General features: G+C 40.5%; 11 protein-coding genes. 8 read left to right on the top strand and 3 right to left on the bottom strand.

Annotation, left to right across the window (positions count from 1 at the left end):
• Positions 1-358: 358 nt before the first annotated feature.
• Together IPU53_RS09740 and IPU53_RS09735 are read left to right on the top strand one after the other, a co-directional pair.
• Positions 359-1,717, top strand: a complete 1,359-nt coding sequence (locus IPU53_RS09740; RefSeq protein ID WP_207450250.1) for an ABC transporter substrate-binding protein — start codon at positions 359-361, stop codon at positions 1,715-1,717.
• Between the two features lie 400 nt (positions 1,718-2,117).
• On the top strand, positions 2,118-2,936 hold the full coding sequence (locus IPU53_RS09735) for a helix-turn-helix domain-containing protein (protein WP_207450248.1): 819 nt from the start codon (positions 2,118-2,120) through the stop codon (positions 2,934-2,936).
• 350 nt (positions 2,937-3,286) lie between these two features.
• On the opposite strand, the gene IPU53_RS09730 is transcribed toward IPU53_RS09735, so the two are convergent.
• From IPU53_RS09730 to IPU53_RS09720, 3 genes are all read right to left on the bottom strand, one after another.
• Positions 3,287-4,600 carry an extracellular solute-binding protein gene (locus IPU53_RS09730; protein WP_207450246.1) on the bottom strand — a complete coding sequence of 438 codons (1,314 nt, stop codon included), beginning with the start codon at positions 4,598-4,600 and terminating at the stop codon, positions 3,287-3,289.
• Positions 4,601-4,865: 265 nt separating this feature from the next.
• Complete coding sequence (locus IPU53_RS09725) at positions 4,866-5,738, bottom strand: carbohydrate ABC transporter permease (protein WP_207450244.1); 873 nt, start codon at positions 5,736-5,738, stop codon at positions 4,866-4,868.
• A gap of 17 nt (positions 5,739-5,755) precedes the next feature.
• The gene (locus tag IPU53_RS09720) at positions 5,756-6,712 is read right to left on the bottom strand and encodes an ABC transporter permease (protein ID WP_207450242.1); all 957 of its coding nucleotides are present in this window, start codon (positions 6,710-6,712) and stop codon (positions 5,756-5,758) included.
• 537 nt (positions 6,713-7,249) lie between these two features.
• On the opposite strand from IPU53_RS09720, the gene IPU53_RS09715 reads away from it, so the two are divergent.
• The 6 genes from IPU53_RS09715 (at position 7,250) to IPU53_RS09690 (ending at position 19,645) form a co-directional block, all read left to right on the top strand.
• A complete protein-coding gene (locus IPU53_RS09715) occupies positions 7,250-8,269 on the top strand; it encodes a response regulator transcription factor (protein WP_207450240.1) in 1,020 nt (339 codons plus the stop codon).
• A 124-nt stretch (positions 8,270-8,393) separates the two neighbouring features.
• Complete coding sequence (locus IPU53_RS09710) at positions 8,394-10,232, top strand: sensor histidine kinase (protein ID WP_207450238.1); 1,839 nt, start codon at positions 8,394-8,396, stop codon at positions 10,230-10,232.
• A gap of 102 nt (positions 10,233-10,334) precedes the next feature.
• Entirely contained in the window at positions 10,335-11,891 is a 1,557-nt protein-coding gene (locus tag IPU53_RS09705; RefSeq protein WP_207450236.1) for an extracellular solute-binding protein, read from the top strand.
• Positions 11,845-14,268, top strand: coding sequence for a glycosyl hydrolase family 95 catalytic domain-containing protein (locus IPU53_RS09700; RefSeq protein WP_242698203.1), 2,424 nt, complete (start codon positions 11,845-11,847; stop codon positions 14,266-14,268). Before IPU53_RS09705 ends, IPU53_RS09700 begins: the two co-directional genes overlap by 47 nt.
• Positions 14,269-14,466: 198 nt before the next feature.
• On the top strand, positions 14,467-16,674 hold the full coding sequence (locus IPU53_RS09695) for a glycosyl hydrolase family 95 catalytic domain-containing protein (RefSeq protein WP_207450235.1): 2,208 nt from the start codon (positions 14,467-14,469) through the stop codon (positions 16,672-16,674).
• A 34-nt stretch (positions 16,675-16,708) separates the two neighbouring features.
• On the top strand, positions 16,709-19,645 hold the full coding sequence (locus IPU53_RS09690) for a discoidin domain-containing protein (RefSeq protein ID WP_207450234.1): 2,937 nt from the start codon (positions 16,709-16,711) through the stop codon (positions 19,643-19,645).
• The last annotated feature ends 315 nt before the right edge of the window (positions 19,646-19,960 follow it).

Raw genomic sequence — 19,960 nt, 5'->3', positions numbered from 1 at the left:
TTGATAAATTGAATAACCGAATTTCGTCATGAAAAAATGGTTAATAGGGACCCGTTTTTCGCTTATTGTGTTCCCAATAAAAAATTATTTGAATGTTCTAAATACCAATTGACAATTATCATGAGGTTTGTTACGGTAAGATTACCGGTAACAGAAAGGCGTTCGAATGACCTGTAATGCTTTACATTTTATTCAGTTACGAAATTGGCAGATTCCCATTTTGCGTAGAACATTTTGGGACAGACGCCGTAGGAACTCTGTAGTAGGAACAGTAAAATTTGATGAATAATCATTTCGGTTTTCTATCTTTTTTAAATGTAAACGTTTTAAAAAATGCATTATATGAGGGGGAATGGCTATGAAACTATCTAAAAAAGGGATTGTTTTTTTTGCAATATTATTATTGCTATTACTTTCAGCTTGCAGTAGTAACACAGGGGGAAAAGAGGAGAGTAAAGAAAAAGAGGAATCTGAAGAAAAGACAAATGTAGAAGCAAATGAAGAGGATTCAGATGAAGAGGTTACACTAACGTTTGTTGCACCATGGAGTGAAGAACAGGTAGAGAGTCGATTCAAGGCTGATTTCGAGGCTCAATATCCGAATATTAAAATTGAGCCAATCTCCGCCTGGACAGATACAGAGGCATTTGAGGAACTATTTTCAAAGAATATTGTACCTGATGTTTCTCTCGTTTTAGGTGACTTTGAGGAAATGAATGAGCTTGATATGGTATATCCGCTCGATGATTTGGTAGAAAAGAATAATATGGATTTGAATAAATTTCGTGAGGGTGCCATTGAAGCAATTCGTTCACGTGACCCTGAAGGAGAAGGACACTTATTAGGGATTCCAGTGGAAGATGTTGTAATTGGTTTATTTTACAATAAAGAAATCTTTGATAAATTTGGTGTGAATTACCCGACAGATGGGATGACTTGGGATGAAGTAATTGATCTTGCAACGAAAGTAACTGGAGAAAGAGATGGAACGCAATATTATGGACTTGAAACTCACAGCCTTTCACAAGCGATTCTACAACTTTCGGTGACGGGGACAGATCCTGAGACTGGTGAGGTTTTATTTGACCAAAAACCCGAATATGCCCAGTATTTTAATTTAATAAAAAAAATCCACGATATCCCTGGAAATATTCCGGATAATCCTGACGATAAGTCTGGATTGGAAGGCAGAAATGTTGCTATGAATTTAAGAACAGTCTCGAATATTCCAGTTTTTCTAGAGACAGAAGGATTAGATTTTGATGTAGTCTCTTTTCCAAGCTGGCCCGATAATCCGAATGTTGCTCCAAACAATTTACCTTTAACACTAGCAATTAGTCCGGAAAGTGAACATAAAGAAGCGGCATTTAAATTGTTAGAATTTATCACTTCCAAGGAGCAGCAAATTAATATGGCGAAAATTGGAGTAGCTCCTGTATTAGGTGATGCAGAAATACGTTCTTATTTAGCCTATAAAGATGGTGAAAAAGTAGAAGGACTTAATATTGAAGGTATTTACTCGGGAACCCCCGCTGAACCAGCCGAATATTCTCCATATGGTCCAGATGTTTTGTTATATGGAGGTAACTTTATTGGAGAGATGACAACGGAGTTCGTCGAGGAGTATAGGGAATCAGGTACAGATGTCAACACATTTATTCGTGAAATGCAGGAAAAATATGAAGCCAAGATAGAAGAAGAGAAAAATAAGAAGTAAATGAAAAAGTAAATGTAGCTTATAAAAAATGCTGTTTTACAATGGACTAAAAAGTGGCATCAAAGCATGGGTGTCACTTATTTGTTTTATTTGTACTAATTTTTTTTCGCAGTTGTCACATGAGATTTTTCGTTTAATGCCAATGGAAGTTGAAACTTCTATCCTTTAATGTTACTGTAATATTAATGGTAACATATTTAATTTAGCAGAAGTCGACTATTTTCATAAACGAGAATAGATGCAATTTTATATTTTAAATTATGCTAGAGACAATCCTCAACAATTCGATCTACACGTTCCTTACCATTAGAATTTGTGTCTCGATCTAGATTCCAATATATTATATATTCATGTAATTGTATCAATTTTGTCATTCTCAAAACTTTAATAGGGTGAAATAATGAAGGCACAATCACTTGAGATGATGATTCAATACATTGAAAATTTACAAGTTCATATGATCGCCGGAAACCTGACAAAAGTGAAACCGAATTGGCAAAAGAAACTATCCCTGGAACCGTTTAATCGCCTTTACTTTATTTTGGAAGGAGAAGGACGGATAAAAATCGATGAAACGGTTTATACTCCCCTACCGGGACAATTGTTCATTATGCCATCCGGGACAAGGCACTCCTATTCCACCATAAGCGACGACACTTATTTAAAATTCTGGTGTCATTTCACAGCTACGATTGGCGAGATGGACCTATTTAAAGCAATTCATGTTCCCCATTTTTTAGACGTGCAGGAAAAACAAAAAACAGCCAAACAATTTAATATGCTGATCGACCTTTATCATAGCGATCAGCTTTCGGCACCAATTAAAATAAAATCTATTTTGTTCGATTTCATTTCGCAGTTTATTGAGCAATCGGTGTTAAAAACTGACTTTTCTTCTGTCCATAATATTAACACAGTATTAAAGTATATTGATCAACATCTATCTGAAAAAATTAAAGTAGAAACACTTGCGGAACTTGCAAATCTCCACCCTAATTACTTTATGCACTACTTTAAATCTATTCTCGGTCTCTCTCCTATTGCCTTCATTAATCAAAAAAAAATGAAGCAAGCGCAATACCTGCTTCAAAACACTGATCAAACGATAGCAGAGGTCGCAGAGCAAGTTGGGTTGGACATTTATTATTTTTCGAAAGTATTTAAGCGATTCACAGGCTTTTCGCCAACAAAATATCGACAGATGAATAGGGAGCCATAATGTTGTAAAAGGATGTCAAGAGAATAGCTAATACCTGATCAGTACGTGGTATTTAATCTAACTGAACCATCCTTTGAAAAAAGGGTTCTATGAAAATCACCGTTAAAGATATGCAATTAAGCTTACATCCCATGTGTCAGTTATTTGAGCAATCTTTCATAAAAGAGGCATTTAGTTTACATTCTTGTTCATCGCATTCTCCAACATCCCTTCGTATGCATCTTGAGGGCTTCGCAAAGGTTAGCGTATTCCGGTAGATTGAAAATACCTCGTATTTCCTAGAGATAAAATCAGTAGGTTGTGACACCCAGGACAATTGGCATTCTATATTATTTTGCTTACTCGATTATTTATTGGTTCGCTTTAAGATCCTTGACTAGCGCTTCCGCCTTCTCCTGCGTTTCCCGCAAGACCGTGTTCACGTCTTTCTGAGTGTAAGCTATCTCAGTGATCATTTCAGGGATTAATTCATTCATGACGGTCAACTCGTATTTGGAACGTTTCGCCGGTCCTTTGGCAAAGGGATGTTTGGACAGGGCCTCCAAGTGCAAATCCTGATATATTGGATCTACTTCATATTCATTGATCAAGGATTGGTCTGAAAATGGTAAACGGGCAGGTGCTTCAAAGTCCGTTTTGTTCATTAAATACTCATCGGATACTAGGTAGGACAGCACCTCAAAGGCCAAATCAGGATCTTGAGCAGTCGAGGTAATACCGATACTGTGGGAACGCGATTCGGGCTGGGTATTCGGGAATTCGTCCCAGCTTGGGTAAGTGGCAATATCGACATTCCCCGGATTTTCTGTCATTCCTGTTATACTAGACCAGATCGGCATCATTGCCAGCTGGCCATTCACGAAAAGACTCCGGGGATCTAAAAGATCCTTCTCATTTTCAGGTAAGTTATCTGGAATAGCATAAATATTTTGAAACGTTTCCATAAATGTTTTGATAAATGAGGTACTGTCAATGATCGGCTCATCAGTATCCGGATCTAACAAAGTATAATTGATTAAGGCTCGATCATGTGCCCTTGGCAGCAATCCATAATAATGAACACCGTTTCGCTCGCCCGTCACCTGACGCGCTAGATCAGCCACTTCCGTCCAAGTCATGTCATCAGACGGATAATCTACGCCGAATTCGTCAAAAATCGTTTTGTTATAATGCAAGGCGTAAGGTGATGTCTGCTTGGGCAAAGCGTACAACTCCGAATTGTCCGTAAAACTACGTAATGTTTCAATAATTTCCGGTTGAAATCGACTAAGATCATAATTGTGTTTTTCTATTAATGGATCCAGATCCATAGGCAATTCCAGTTCACTTGCTTCAAGGAATCTCCTCGGTCCTTCATACCAAATCAAATCAGGAAAAACCCCTTGGGCGATTTTCTCCTTCCATTCATCCGGTGCGACACGAATATGTTCAACAGTAATAAAAGGAAACTCTTCCTCGATATCTTCTTTAATATATTCCCAGTCGAATTGTAAAAATAAATTCATTGTGATCGGTTCGCGATCTTTTTCCAATTCTGTAGCTGTATTTTTAACATCACCATCTGCTGGCCCTTTTGCTCCTTTCGTTGTACAAGCCCCTAACAATAGTACAGAAACCACAAAAACTACCCATACCGCGCGACTTCCTTTAAGTAAATTCATCATTTACATCCTTCCGCATTTTTAATTTGTTTTTGTTTCTGACAAAAGGAAACGTCGGATATTTTTAGACCGTTCATCACTCCCTCTAACCGATAGATTTCGTTTTTACATTACATTCCTCTTCCTTATTAGGTTTCCAAAATCGTGTGCTTCTCCTCCTTCTTTATTCGTTTTGTTTGAACAGGCTATAATGAAAAGACAATAAAAATAAAAGCAACTACAAGTAGTTTTTTTATAAAAAAGTCTCCTTTCACCTGTTCTCTTTACATTAAGATTTAATAGAACCAATCATTGCACCTTTCACAAAATGCTTTTGCAAAAAAGGATACACTAACATAATTGGTAGGGTGGAGATGACAATCACCGCCATCTTAATCCCTTCTGGTGACATTGTCCCTGCTATTTCCTCTACCATCGAATTAGCCTGCCCGAAGTAGTCGCTCATAACAATTTCCCGAAGGCGGACCTGCAAAGGATACAACGTCCGATCATTGATGAAATAAAGTGCATTTGAATAGGCATTCCAGTGTGTTACTGCGTAAAATATTCCCATCGTTGCCATGACGGGTTTGGATAACGGTAAGACGATATTCCATAAAACACGTATTTCTCCACTGCCGTCTATACGCGCTGAATCAATCAATTCTTTAGGAATGTTCATAAAGAAAGAACGCATGATAAAAAAATTAAATGTACTAATCGCACCTGGTATCACCAAAGCCCATAACGTGTCAAGCATTTGCAATTCCTTAATCAATAAATAATTTGGAATGAGAGGTGCTTGAAACACCAAGGTTAGAAGTACCATGATCAAGACTACCTTTCTACCGACATATTCCGATCGTGATAATGGGTATGCTAATGACGAGGTAGCCATAAGGTTAATAAAAGTTCCGCCAACGGTAACGATGACACTAATGAGAAATGCTCTCCAAACAGAGTGATCACCAATCACTGCCTCGTAATTAGAAAGGACAAATTCTATGGGAAAAAAAGTAATTTTCCCGGAATTGATGGCAACGTTACTGCTAAAGGACTGTGCTATTACATGAATAATAGGAAGCACCATCATTAAGCTGATCAATACAAGCAATCCGTAATTGAAAATTTGAAATACCCGTTCTCCTTTGCCCATCTTCATATTTGCCCCTCCAAATGTTAATATAATCCCTCACCTGTCGCTTTTTTGCTTAGGGAATTACCAATGATGATTAAGAGAAATCCGACTACAGACTTAAATAACCCAATAGCCGTTGTATAACTATACTGTCTATTCAGCAATCCAACCCTATAAATATATGTGTCAAGAATGTCCCCATTTTCTGTATTAAGGGAATTTAAGAACACATAGACACGTTCAAACCCAAAATCAAGGAAATTTCCAAATTGCAATAAAAACAACATAACAATTGTTGGAAGTATTGCAGGGAGTGTAATGGAAAGTGTCTGCCTCCAACGGTTTGCTCCATCAATGGAAGCGGCTTCATAAAGGCTTGGATGAATGCCAGCAAGGGCGGCTAAATAAATAATTGTGCCCCAGCCGCTGTCCTTCCAAATGCCAGCACCAACCAAAATACTTCGGATATAATCGTTCTCACCAAGGAAGTAAATGGGGTCAATCCCGAACCATCCTAATACCAAGTTTATGAAACCGGTACGTGGTGATAATATTCCGGCCGCAATCCCACCAATAATTACCCAAGATAAAAAATGCGGCATATAAACGACTGTCTGCAAAATTCGTTTGTGTAAAGTGATTCGAATTTCATTTAGCAGTAAAGCGAGAATGATCGGGATAGGGAAAGCAAAAATAAGATCGTAGAGCCCAATCAGTAACGTGTTTTTCAGTATGGTCAAAAACTCGGGATATTCCAGCATTCTCTGGAAGTGATCCAAACCGACCCAAGGGCTGCCCGTAATCCCTTTGAATATATTGTAATCCTGAAAAGCAATAACGGATCCGAGCATGGGAACGTATTTAAATAACAAAAAATAAACAATTCCTGGTAACGATATTAAATAAAGTGCTTTATATTTCCAGATAAATCGAAACGTACTCCCCTTATTCGGATGACGGGAAACCAGACGAGCGGATGTTTCTATTTTACTTGCCATCGAACTCTCTCCTTTGATTACGGCCTATGTAAAGAATGTATTCCTGATAAACTGACTAGAAAATATCGAGAGCGAATTGGTCATTCAGTAACCCTTACTTTATTTTACAACGTCTTAACCGTGATAAACGATGTGTAAATTTTTATTAAGTTGTGTTTTTTTACGATATGGAGATAGGTTATGAATATGATTGTTTTCCAATCATTTACTTAAGCAAGAAGTTTGTAGCCATTTCATTCGGCTTATTATAAGACAAAAAGATATTATTATATTCCATTTTCATTTGTTCACTAATCTAATAAAATTAGATTGTCGCAATTTTTTGTCTTTAGGGAATCCCAAAAAATGCCAAGAAGAAGGTGCTTTCCAAGTGAACAAACCTATGCGTTAAGGTGAGGGTTGTAGTCAAGATGGACAAATTAATATGTCCAGCCTAATGGATAGAACACGTATGATGATCGTTATGGCCAATACCCACAAAGTATGATGGAGCCTATTGGAGAAAATAATTTATTTAAAAGGGGGACGATGACTGTTATGCATCTATTAGTAGCTGATGATGAAAGGGTTATCCGAAATGGCATTGCTAAGATGGCGTCACAGTATCAACATTCTTTTTCTTCCATTCGTACAGCCTATGATGGTTTGCATGCTCTTGAGCTCATTAACGAATACGTACCTGATATCCTATTTGTTGATATCCATATGCCAAAAATGAATGGAATGGAGCTGTGCAAACGTATTAATAAGCAATACCGAAATATTATCATGGTGGTTATTTCCGGTTACGACGATTTTGAATATGCCCAAACATGCATGTCTTATGGGGTAAATCGTTATTTACTAAAGCCCATAACGACAAAAGATGTGCAAAAAGTGATGGATGATATTTTGACAGCGCATTCATACCCTTCCGTATTTCTCTTGGAGTGTGAGGATTGGGTGAAACGAATAGAAGAGCATTTATGGTTGTTACAATGGGATGAAATTGAAAAATGTGTTTTACAGTGGGAAGAAGATTTATCGACACGAATGAATGTATTTCAAATTAGGAATCTTTTGAATGACTGTATGAAAATGTTAATCAGACGATTAGGGGAACGACAATTTACTCCTATAAGTCCCATAGAGGAAATGAAGTCTTATGTTGACTATGAAAGCCCTTTCGGACATTTTAGAGCGCAATTACGCCAAGTTGGTAATGACCTGGTTAAGTGGCGAAATGGCAATATTAAAGACCCACTTGAAACGGCCAAATCATATATCGACCATCATTTATCAGAAGAACTTACCTTGGAAAGTGTTGCTGAAGTAATCGGTATGAGTACTTCTTATTTCAGCGCATTTTTCAAGAACATGACAAATGAAACCTTTGTTCAATATCGTACCAAGAAACGAATTGAAAAAGCGAAAAGGCAATTGGCGGTTCCCTACATTCGAATTGTTGATATAGCGGCAGAAGTTGGTTATGAAGATTACCCGCATTTTTCGAAAGTGTTTAAAACGGTAACTGGATACACGCCATCTGCCTATCGTAAGAAGCTAGGGATTAAATAATAAAAGGTCCAACCGAAAGATATCAAGGGTATAGTTTTAATGAATCTAAAAATATCCGACTTTCTCCTTTGGGTGGCGGTCATTAAGGAAAATTGAGAGGTTGATAGGTTGTCAGGGGGCCATTATGAGAAATAGTTTAGCTCGTCAATTGTTTTTTTGCTTTCTGGTGATTAGTGTGTTCTCCCTAACTTCAGTTGGTTGGTTTACTTACGAACAATCCTCAAGACAATTGGATGAACAAAATTACAAATACATGGAACAAATTATAAACAATGCACTTAATCATTCAGACGCCTACTTAAAATCTTACGAACGTTCGATTGTATCTTTAATAATGAATAAAGACATCAAGCAGTTTATCGACCAGCCACCCCTTGAGGGGTATGATCGCTATTATTATCGTTCCTTAATGAAGGAGCACTTTCGACCTATTTTTATCCATAACCCGGATGTGATTTCTATTTACATTATTAGTTATAACGGGAATGCTGTTTATGATTACAACAATATGCAAGGATCCTCATTCACATCTGCAGAAGTAGCCGAACAATTGAAAGTTTTAAAAGCCCAAACACAAAACGATGGAAAGGTTAGTATCTTTGGAAAGAGCTTTTTAGATCATAGTACCGGTCCCGTCATTACTTTGGCCCGTAAAATACGTGGACTTTCCTCAACACAATTTGAAGGCATATTGGCGGTAGAAATGAATTCCGCAGAACTTTCGAATTTATGGAAAGGAATTGAATTGGGGGAGGAAGGATATTTTTCCATCGTTGATGAGAATGGAAGTATCATTTTTCACCCGGAACGTTATAAAATTGGTACTCAGTTAGATGGGGATCTTAAACATCGCCTGTTGAGATCGCCCGAGGAATATTTTATAGACAAGGAGCACCGACCTAAAAGGGTCTATATGACCCGCCGTTCAGATTATTCTGGTTGGCATCTTATTATTTCAAATTCATACAACATGTTACGGGCGCCTGTTTCCGTTATTCGCATGACGAGCATTACGGTTGGACTCATGACCCTGGTATTAGCGTTGTGGATTTCCCATCGTTTTGGACGATCAATCACTAGACCCATTCAAACCCTAAGAAAAAGTATGCAGCAGACAGAAAGTGGAAACTGGTCTATCATTCCACCATCTCATCGAAAGGATGAAATTGCTGACTTGACAGAAAGCTATAACCGAATGGTGTACAAGTTATCTGAATTAATTGAGCGCGTGTATGAGACTAGGTTGCATAATCAAAAAGTTTTACTTGCACGCCAAACAGCTGAATTTCAGGCGTTGCAAATGCAAATAAATCCTCATTTTCTGTATAACACATTGGAAACAATTGTTTGTTATGCTGCTGTTAAGGATTCACCCGAAATTGAGGAAATCATCAAATCTCTTTCCTATATGCTAAGGTATTCTGTACAGACAAATTTAAAAGAAGTAACCGTAGAGGAAGAGTTAGAACATGTCCTTCATTATTCCGCTATTTTGAAACACCGTTTTGGGACTGATTTTAAAATTGAGGTGGCAGTTGATGAGGAATATTTATTATACAAGATGGTTCGGCTTACCTTGCAGCCTCTTGTGGAAAATGTGATCAATCACGGCTTTCCCAATGGGAGAAACGCTGATCATTTTATACGTATTAAGACCGCGGTGGAAGGTGGTATATTTTTAGTTATAGTGGAGGATAACGGTGCCGGCATCAGAAGAGAACAATTAATTAAGTTATTGAGCAAATTGCAAACGAGTTCTCTATTGGACGAAGAGTCTTTACAATCACAAGCATCCAAAGGAAGCATTGGACTAACCAATGTCCATAAGCGTATCCGAATGGCGTATGGTGAACAGTATGGTTTACAAATTCATCAACGAGAAGGAGGAGGGACAATTGTTTGTATGTTAATGCCCGCCGATCCATTGCATACCGATCATTCATTCACCACCAATAGCCCATAAAAAAACACAATAAGATGATAAAAAATAACATTCTGTCCGATGGCGGAAAAATATAAGATTGAGTCATAATTAGGTTTGCTAAGTGTTTAAAGGAGAGGGGCAATGAAAGTGAGGAAAATGGTAGTTTTTCTGTTAACTAGTGTCTTAGTGATGGGGGTATTTTCAGGATGTAGCGGGGCTACATCAGGTCAAAAAGCAGATGATAAGGAAGATGGCAAACTTACTTTTTCTATGTCAATGACATCCAGTGGAAACAAATATGCTGAAAGCTCGTCAAATATTAATGAAGAAAAATGGGTAAAGGAACTGGAAGAACTGACAAATACGAATATTGATCTACGAATGTTTCCATTAAAAGATTTTGATCAAAAAATGTCCCTAATGTTTACTTCGAACGATATACCGGATGTGGTACAAAATGTTGGGGGTGCCACTACAACAGGAATGTCTGGTTCTGTGGAGGCAGGAGTTTTTATGCCACTTGATGACCTTTTGAATGAATACGCCCCCAATCTTATGAAGGCGGTGCCAAAGGCGGCTTGGCAAGAAACAAGTTATAACGGAAAGATCTATGGCATCCCTTCTTGGTTATCCAACCCTTCTCGGCGAGCTACTTTTGTTCGCGCTGATTTACTTGAGAAAACGGGGTTAGATCAACCAAAGACAGTTGAGGAATTTTTGGAGGTTATGAAAGCGTTTAAAAAACTTGGGGTTGAAAATCCTTATCAAATGCGTGAAAACTTCAAATATGCAGATACAATACTTGGGGCCTTTGATGTTCTCCCCTCACAATTCGAAGTTCAGAATGGCAATGTCGTCCCTAAATTCTTTGATATTGAGAATATGACAAAGGCATTAGAAACTTATAAGACAATGTACGCTGAAGGCTTGATTCCGAAAGACTTTGCCACGCTTAGTATGACCGACTATAGCAAAAGCATTGAATCGGGCAAAGCTGGTATGTGGTCAGCCAATGCACAAGGTTTATCCAATTTCCGCACTAAAATTAAGGAAGCGGAACCAGAAGCGAAAATTGAAATTATACCCTCACCACATGGACCTGAAAATCGTGGCGGACACCTTCTGTATTCCAGCCTAGTTACATCCTATTACATTAATAGTGAGGTTCCCGAGGAGAAGGCTATCCAGATTATAAAGTTTTTTGAGTGGATGACGACATCGGAAGCAGAAAGTTTTTTCTCCTTTGGTATTGAAGGTGAAGATTACACGGTAGAAAACGGTAAGGTTCATTTTACACCACCTACTACAACTAAGGCGATTGATGAAGACGGATTCCGCAGCATGTTCTGGTTTGTACATGACAGCATTTATAACAAGGCGAGGGAAGAATTGACTGAGGACGGGCGTGACATGATGCAATACTTAGATACGATTGTTTCTAATGAAGGGCTTGGTACAGTCCGGTTTGTACCTGCTCCTGAATCGTTCTCAAAATATCCTGATTTGGCTCCACAAGCAGACGACGTTGGTCCAAAACTGATCATAGACCATATGATCAAAATGATTTATGGCAAGGAATCGATTTCAGATTGGCCAAAAGTGATTAAGGAATATGAGGAAAAAGGAGGAAATGAAATTTTAGAGGAGATGAATGAAAAGTATAAGGAAGGTAACGGGGTTATCGAAATGGAAAACTGAGAGGATTATGTATGAAGGAGGTCACTATCCGATGAAGAACAATATTAGTATGCGTTATCCGGCTTCTTGGTGGCACTCCATGTGGAGAGAAGCTTTACCTTCTGGAAATGGAAGGATTGGTGCATCCGTATATGGTGGAATCCACGAAGAAACGGTATTACTCAATCATGAAGGGCTATGGAGAAATGGTCGTACACCGGAACTGCCTGATGTGAGTGATCGCCTTACTGAAGTTCGCCATTTATTATTGAAAGGCGATGTTTCTAAAGCGGACCGTGTGTTGTCCGATGCGTTAAACGAGAAAAATTATAAGCCAAAAATAGCTTCCCCCCTTCCACTGGGTGACTTAAAAGTCTTTATGCCGCTTCGTCAAGCCTTTCAGCACTACAGGAGAAAACTTAACATGGAAACAGGTGAAGTGTCTGCTTGCTGGACAGACGGCGAGACACAATATGAACGGATGCTATTTGTATCTAGAACTGATCAAGCAGTCGTCTATGAAATTCGCAGAGAAGGACCAAAACAAGTCGAGGCAAGCTTCCTTCTTCAATTGCATGATAAACATCGACCCGATATTGTGTTTCCCGAGCAGGAAGAAACGAAATGCGAGGGAGAGTATATTTATTATGCCGCTCAAAACAACGACGGCACTGACTTCGGTGCGGTTGCCCGGGTCGTTAGCCGCAATGGTCACATGGAAGCCGGGGCGGAAGGACTTCATGTTCGCGACTCTGACTCAGTCGTTGTAATCGTGAAGCTGTTTGTACAAGGAAATAGGCACACGGAGTGGAAACGGCTAAAGTGGGAAATATCATCGTTGAAACCATGCTATGGATCGTTGTTGGCTTCACATGTTATCGAACATGGTAGGCTGTTTAGAGCTATGGAATTAGATCTATTTGCATCGGGACGTGAACTGTCTAATGAAGAATTGCTTCTGCAGGCTTACGATGGGGAAACTCCAACTGTCTTAGTAGAGAAAATGTGGGCATATGGAAGATATTTACTTATATCGAGTTCACATGAAGAGGGACAGCCTTGTCATTTATATGGTTTATGGTGTGGTGATTACAATGCTGTTTGGGCTTTCCATATGGTGAATGAAAATATGCAAATGATCTACTGGCAGGCATTCTCTGGCAATATGCCAGAACTTGCACTACCTATGTTCAATTATCTGGAGAAGTTGATGGATGATTTCCGCTTAAATGCTGCGCGTCTTTATGGTTGTCGAGGCATTTTTATCCCAGCTCCAACTGCTCCCGATTCCGGCTTACTTAAGCATACATCCCCCCATATTGTTCATTGGACTGGCGGAGCAGGATGGATGAGCCAGCATTATTATGATTACTACTTGTATACGGGAGATGTTGAATTTTTACGTAAGCGGGCGTTGCCGTTTATGCGGGAGACTGCCCTATTTTATGAAGACTTTCTTACCGTTGGCGAAGACGGTTATTACGTGAGTGCACCATCCAATTCACCGGAGAATACGCCGGGAAATTTTAGAACGGATGCGCATAAATCGATACAAACAACGATGAATGCAACGATGGATTTTGCTATTGCCAAGGAATTGTTGATTCATCTCATTGATGGAGCACGGGTAGCTGACAAATATGTAGAAGACATTCCTAAGTGGCAGGAGATGTTAAATCGAATATCGCCTTACCAAACTAATGAGGATGGTGCGATCAAAGAATGGATGCATCCATTCTTTGAAGACAACGATCACCATAGGCACGAGTCACATTTGTATCCTATTTTTCCAGGAACGGAGGTAACTCGTCACAGCGACCCTGACTTATTTCGGGCTTTCATGAAGGCAGTTGAGAATCGACACGTCACCGGATTAAAAGAACAGACCGGTTGGTCCATTACCCATATGGCTAACTGTTATGCCCGGGTGGGTAAAGGTGACCAGGCACTTCAGTGTTTGGAGATTTTGCCACGCTTCTCTTTGATGAACAACCTCATGACACTGCATAATGATTGGCGGGGTATGGGTATCGGTGTTGATATGGAAAGGGTTCCTGTACAAATTGACGCCAATATGGGGTGGACCGCGGCAATTCAGGAAATGTTACTTTTTTCCCTCCCTGGTGAACTTCATATTATGCCCGCATTACCTTCACGCTGGGAGAGAGGGAAAGCGGGACCATTGTTGGCAAGGGGCGGAGTGGAATGTTCAATGAAATGGGATATGGACAAGGGGGAGATGGAGCTTACTATAGTTTCAATTGACAGGGAAAAACAGATTGACATACTTCTACCTCCAACAGTAACGTCAGTCAAAGGATATCCGAAGGGTCAACAGAAATTAAAATCCGTAAGAATTTGCGAGAAGCCATTGCATCTGCAAGTTTTCTTGAAATGAACACAATTAAACTGAATGAAGGTGCACATTTTTATTTCACTATAATAAAAATCCAAGTCAGTAGAGAGGAAACAAGTAAGAGTTGGGGATGTAATCCTAAATAAACCTTAAGAACTACGGTGATCAACTGCTTTGCGCTTTAATGTTTGAGGTTAAGAAATAAACGGACCGATGATTGAAATCATAGGAGGGAGACACATGGAAAAAATCGAACGAATCTTGAGAGATGCGGAGATCCACCTTTGTGAAGAACAGTGGGAGGATCGGAAAGGAATTTTTCTCAAACCTCCTGAGCGCATTCCGACTGAGACATGGACGGATGCTCCGCTTCTAGGGAATGGAGATGTCGGAATTGCCATTGGCGGAGGACCCGAGGAGCAGACATTTTATATTGGAAAAGGCGATTTCTGGGTGCAACCATATCTTGGGGAAACAGCGGAACAGCGGGTCGACCGACTGCTTAACGACCAGGGGAGAAGAACCGGGGCCCGAATGATAACAGTTGGTCAACTTTCGCTGTCCATTCCCGATCTTAACAAGGCAAAGTATCGGCAAGAACAGGATATTCTCAATGCCGAGGTGAAAGGTTTTTTTCGTGGCGAGCAGGTGGAGGTCAATCTTTGTTCTTGGGTTGCAGCCGATTCGAATATGCTTGTCAATGAGTTGGAGTGTGTTAGAGGGAAACTGGACATCTTAATGAAACTTCATGCAGGTGAGAAAACAACTAATGAGGTATTCAACTATGAGAATGGGGTAGATGATGATTCAATGTGGTTCAGATATGCCACAAATTCAACCAATGTTCCCGAAACGAGGCGGGTAGCGGTGGTTAACAGTGTCTTAGGGAGGAAAGCTAGCTATCAATGGAATTTCCATGATGTCGAGGCCCAAATTTCCATGGTATCCGGAGACCGTATTGTCATTTTAACGGCAATCGTTAGTAATCGTGACAAGAATGATTATTTCAACACTGCGCGAAACCTTGTTGAAACATACGGACAGAAAGACCAGATCGTTACGCTTAAGCGAGACCATCGTAACTGGTGGCGAAGGTTTTGGACGGCCTCACAGATTGAGATCGGTGATCCCGTGCTCGAGAAATATTATTATGCCTCTTATTATATCATAGGCTCTTGTATCCGTGCCGGTAAGACACCTCCAGGGCTCTTTGGCAATTGGATTACGACAGATCGACCGGCCTGGACAGGTTCATACACGATGAATTACAACTATGAGGCACCATTCTGGGGGCTATATGCAGGTAACCGTGTTGACCTTGCGGAATCGTATTGTGAGCCACTTCTTGCATTCCTTCCCTTTGGCAAAAAGTTCGCAAGGGAAAAGCTGAACTGTCGCGGTATCTATATGCCTGTTGAGCTAGGAGCAGATGGTATGGTCTGTTCGATGTTTTTTCATGGACAAAAGTCGAATGCCGCTTTTGCAGCTGTGAATCTGCTCATGCACATCTATCATACGTATGATATGGATTATGCTGGGAAGGTTTATCCCTTTTTAATTGAGGTCGGTAATTTTTGGGAGGATTACCTTGTTTTCGAGAATAACTGCTACGCTATCTACAATGACGATATCCACGAACGTTCGAAAGACAAGAAAAATCCAATTTTATCGCTTGGTTTTATCCGTATGATTTTTATGGCTTTATTGGACCTTAGCGTTGAGCTTAAATGTGATGAGAGGCGACGAGAAAAATGGCGCCACATTTTGGATCACCTTAGCCCTTATCCGATTTTGGAGCGCAATGGGAAAACAGTGTTTCGCTTAACAGAAGAAGGAATGGATTGGAATCATCGCAATTCTTTGGCTGTGCAGCATGTGTTTCCCGCTGGTGTGATTGGCTTGGATAGCCCTTCGGAATTACTTACTGTTGCTTGGGATACAGTAGATGAGATGCAGCGTTGGAGCGATTTTAACGCATTTCCGACTTATTATGCTGCTGCCGCAAGAGTGGGATATGATCCGCGTGTTATTTTGGATCGTTTGCGAACAGAATGTAAAGAGAGGTCGTTGGAAAATTTGTCGATTCATCACGGGGGAGGTGGAATTGAGGATGCAAGTGCCGTCCCAGTTTGTTTGCAGGAGATGCTTCTCCAAAGCCATCAAAAAACCATTAGACTGTTTCCAGTTTGGCCAGATGATCAGCCTGCAAGTTTTCGTAAACTAAGGGCGGTTGGGGCGTTTCTTGTTAGTAGTGCCTATTCAGAAGGCAGTGTGACATATGTTTTAGTAGAAAGCGAGAAGGGCCGTACATGTCGAATTCAAAATCCATGGCCAGAAGAGCGTGTAGTCGTATATTGTAACCATTACAAAGAGGTTCAAGTGCCGGGGGAGTATATAGAACTAGAAACTAAAGCAGGTGACCAGCTGGTCTTATTTAAGGATGATTAACCGTTTCTAGCAAACAATTAGAGGAGGACGGACAATGAAAAGAAACCTATTCAAGTTTGTCTTTGTGAACCTATTGATAGTTGCGTTGTTGCTATTTTCCTATGTGCCTTCCTTGCAAGCAAAGGAAGAGATGGCTTCGAACTTAGCTCTTAATAAGCCGGTTACTGTAAGTAGTGACACGAGTGTTGGAAAAGCGAGCAATGCTGTTGATGGGGATATTAAAACGTATTGGCAACCGTTAGCTGCCGATCGCGCGGACGGTAATGTATGGATTACGATCGATTTAGAGAGTCGTCAATCATTTAACACGTTACATGCGATGTGGAATAGGACGGACAATATAGGAAAGTATGAGATCCTATATTCAGACGATGGAGAAACATGGAAAAAAGCGTTCGAAGGAATATCTGGATTTAATAAGGATGAACAAGTGAGTTTCGATACTGTCACAGCACGGTATGTGAAATTGGATATTACCTTAAGCCGTAATTTAAATTTGCAGACTTTTGAACTGGCAATCTATCAATTGGAAGAAGGGGAGGACAAACCAATAAATTTGACAGATATTTATTTTGTTGATGATTCCGGGAAGGCTTATTCGGAGAATGCCTTTATTGATCTGAATAAGGGAGAGACAAATCAACTCCAACTAAAAGGAAAATTGAAGTCGGGGGAAGAGGTAGACCTAACCGAAGTGAAAAAACAGTACCATTCCTCGACCCCAAATGTAACCATCGACCTTTCTGGAAAAGTTACTGCTGTCGAAGTAGGAGCAAGTATGGTGACAGCAAAGGTCGAATTGGCGGACGGAAAAACCTTAACAACTCCTTATATGTGGTTATATATTTATGATCCGGAGGAATTTTTTGCTGAATCGTATGTTGCCCATACAGACATTTCACACCCTAATATGAAGATGGAAATCGGTCAACCGGCCGTACTTGAACCTAAAGATGATTTCCCCACCTTAAATGTTCGAGCGAACGTTTCCATAAAATTGTCAGGCGAAGTGGTGAAAGACGGAGAAGATGTGGTCGCACAAATCCCGCAGCATGCATTAGCCAAGGATGAGAAAAAGGACATTGTCATTGCGGGGAAAATTCCCGAAAATGGTCAATACGAGATTCGTTTGACCCTGCAGGAGGCGGGAAAAAATCCGGTTTATGATACATTTTACTTTACAGCTTTACAACAGGGGGATATTCCTGAAGGGCAAAGTAGCATTGTGTTTTTGAATGACGACCATCGTTTAACATATGTTCCAGACTATAAAGGGAACCGGGTTTTAGATTTTTCTAATAGCGGTTATATGGGGGGCGGTGTAACAATCCCCAATGTAAAGGTCGCCGTAACAGTCGAGCCGGTTGATGGAGACGCCACACAGATAATCCAAGAGGCCATTGATCGTGTAGCGAAGTTACCAATTGATAAAGACGGGTTCCGTGGGGCTGTCCTATTGAAAAAAGGCCGCTATAATATTGGAGGTACATTGCATATTAATGAGAGCGGTGTTGTTTTACGCGGGGAGGGAGAAGATGGTACTCTCATTTATGGAACTGGAAGCGAGCGGAGAAATTTAATCGAGATTGGTTCTGGATCCGGTCCTTCTATAGACTCTGCATCGGCGGAAACGATTACAGATTTGTATGTTCCATCTGGCAATCGTACCTTCCATGTGGGTGATGCCTCTGCATTTAATGTCGGTGATAGCGTTATGGTACGCAGAGTTGGAAATGCGCGTTGGATCAGTGAGATCGAGATGGACCGCATCTTCATGCGACCCGGCGTCACTAGTGGGACGAATCAGTGGGCGCCTTTCAATCTCGACTTTGACCGCGTCATTACTGCAATCGACGGTAACGAGATCACCATTGATGCCCCTATTGCGAACGCAATTGATCACAAATGGGGCGGTGGTCAGCTCATGAAATATTCAGATGTCTCCAGGATCGAACAAGTCGGAGTAGAAAATATGCGTGCCGATAGTGATTTCGACCCGAGCATTACCGACACGGTCATGGATAACGGAAAAACCGATCCTTATTATGCGGATGAAGACCATGCCGAGCGCTTTGTCGTATTTAACAGTGTTAAAAATGGCTGGGCTCGTCATCTTTCAGCCACCCACATGTCTTACTCGCTGGTACAAATGAGCCGTAATGCCAAGTGGATAACGGTTGAGGACAGCGCAGCCAATGACTTTATCAGCATCATCACTGGTGGACGTAGGTATGCCAACCATTTAATGGGGCAGTTGAGCCTAGTACAACGTGTACACGTGGAAACGGCGCGTCATGCGTTTGTTGTTGATAGCCGAGTACAAGGGCCGAATGTTGTCTTAGATAGCAGTAGCGCAAGGGACTACAATACGAGCGAACCGCATCATAGGTGGTCAGTCGGTGGGTTGTTTGATAACGTAAAAGCGAAGATTTCGATTCGAGACCGGGCGTGGCTTGGTAGCGGTCACGGATGGGCGGGGGCCAATTACGTGACATGGAATACGGAAGGGGATTTGACCAGTCAACAGCCGCCAACCGCACAAAACTACGCCATCGGTCATGTTGGTCCGGTTGTCGCTGGACTTGTACCGAACAACTACGACTCAAGACCACGGAGCGAGGGTTATTGGGAGTCGAGGGGAAAACACGTTACTTTGGCAAGTCTTTACAAACAGCAGCTGATGGAACGATTGATACAGGAGGAAGGCGAGAGTGCCAATACAATACTGAAACTTGTTGAGCTTGTCCATTCGTGGGGTGATATCGAAGATAAAAACGTTGCGCGAACTTTGGAGACCCACTTAACAGCATTAAAACATTTTGAAAATCAAGGGGAATCGGAAAAAGTCATCAAGCACGTGAAGGGATTGAAACAGTTGCTTGATCATCAGCAGAAAGATGGGGGGATATCTGAACAAGCATACAATATGCTTCAGGATGGTGCTAATTCTTTACTTAAGAAATGGCAATAGATTTTGAAATTTCAAGAGGTCCCCTGTGGTAATGAATTGTATTACAGGGGATTTTCATTCAAGTGATACCCTTCAAAGGGGGGATTGGAAAGACAAAGAATTGAGATTTAAAAAAGAGGTGGATCAAAGAAGAACATCAAAAATAGATTTATTCAATTGGTTTAGTATAAAATGGGAAAAGAGGGTTATTATTATGAAAAATATCTGGGGGAGTCTTTCCCACAGGTTCAATGAGTAGCGATTGACCGCCTATGTAAGCGGTTTTATATTTTTTAAAACTTATAATAGCAATAGATTTATATAAAAAGAGAAGGT

Source organism: Bacillus sp. SD088 (assembly GCF_017355205.1).
In the GTDB taxonomy this organism is placed as follows: Bacteria; Bacillota; Bacilli; order Bacillales; family Bacillaceae_C; genus Lederbergia.
Note: the sequence above shows the minus strand (reverse complement) of the source record. Positions and strands in the feature narration are given on the sequence as shown.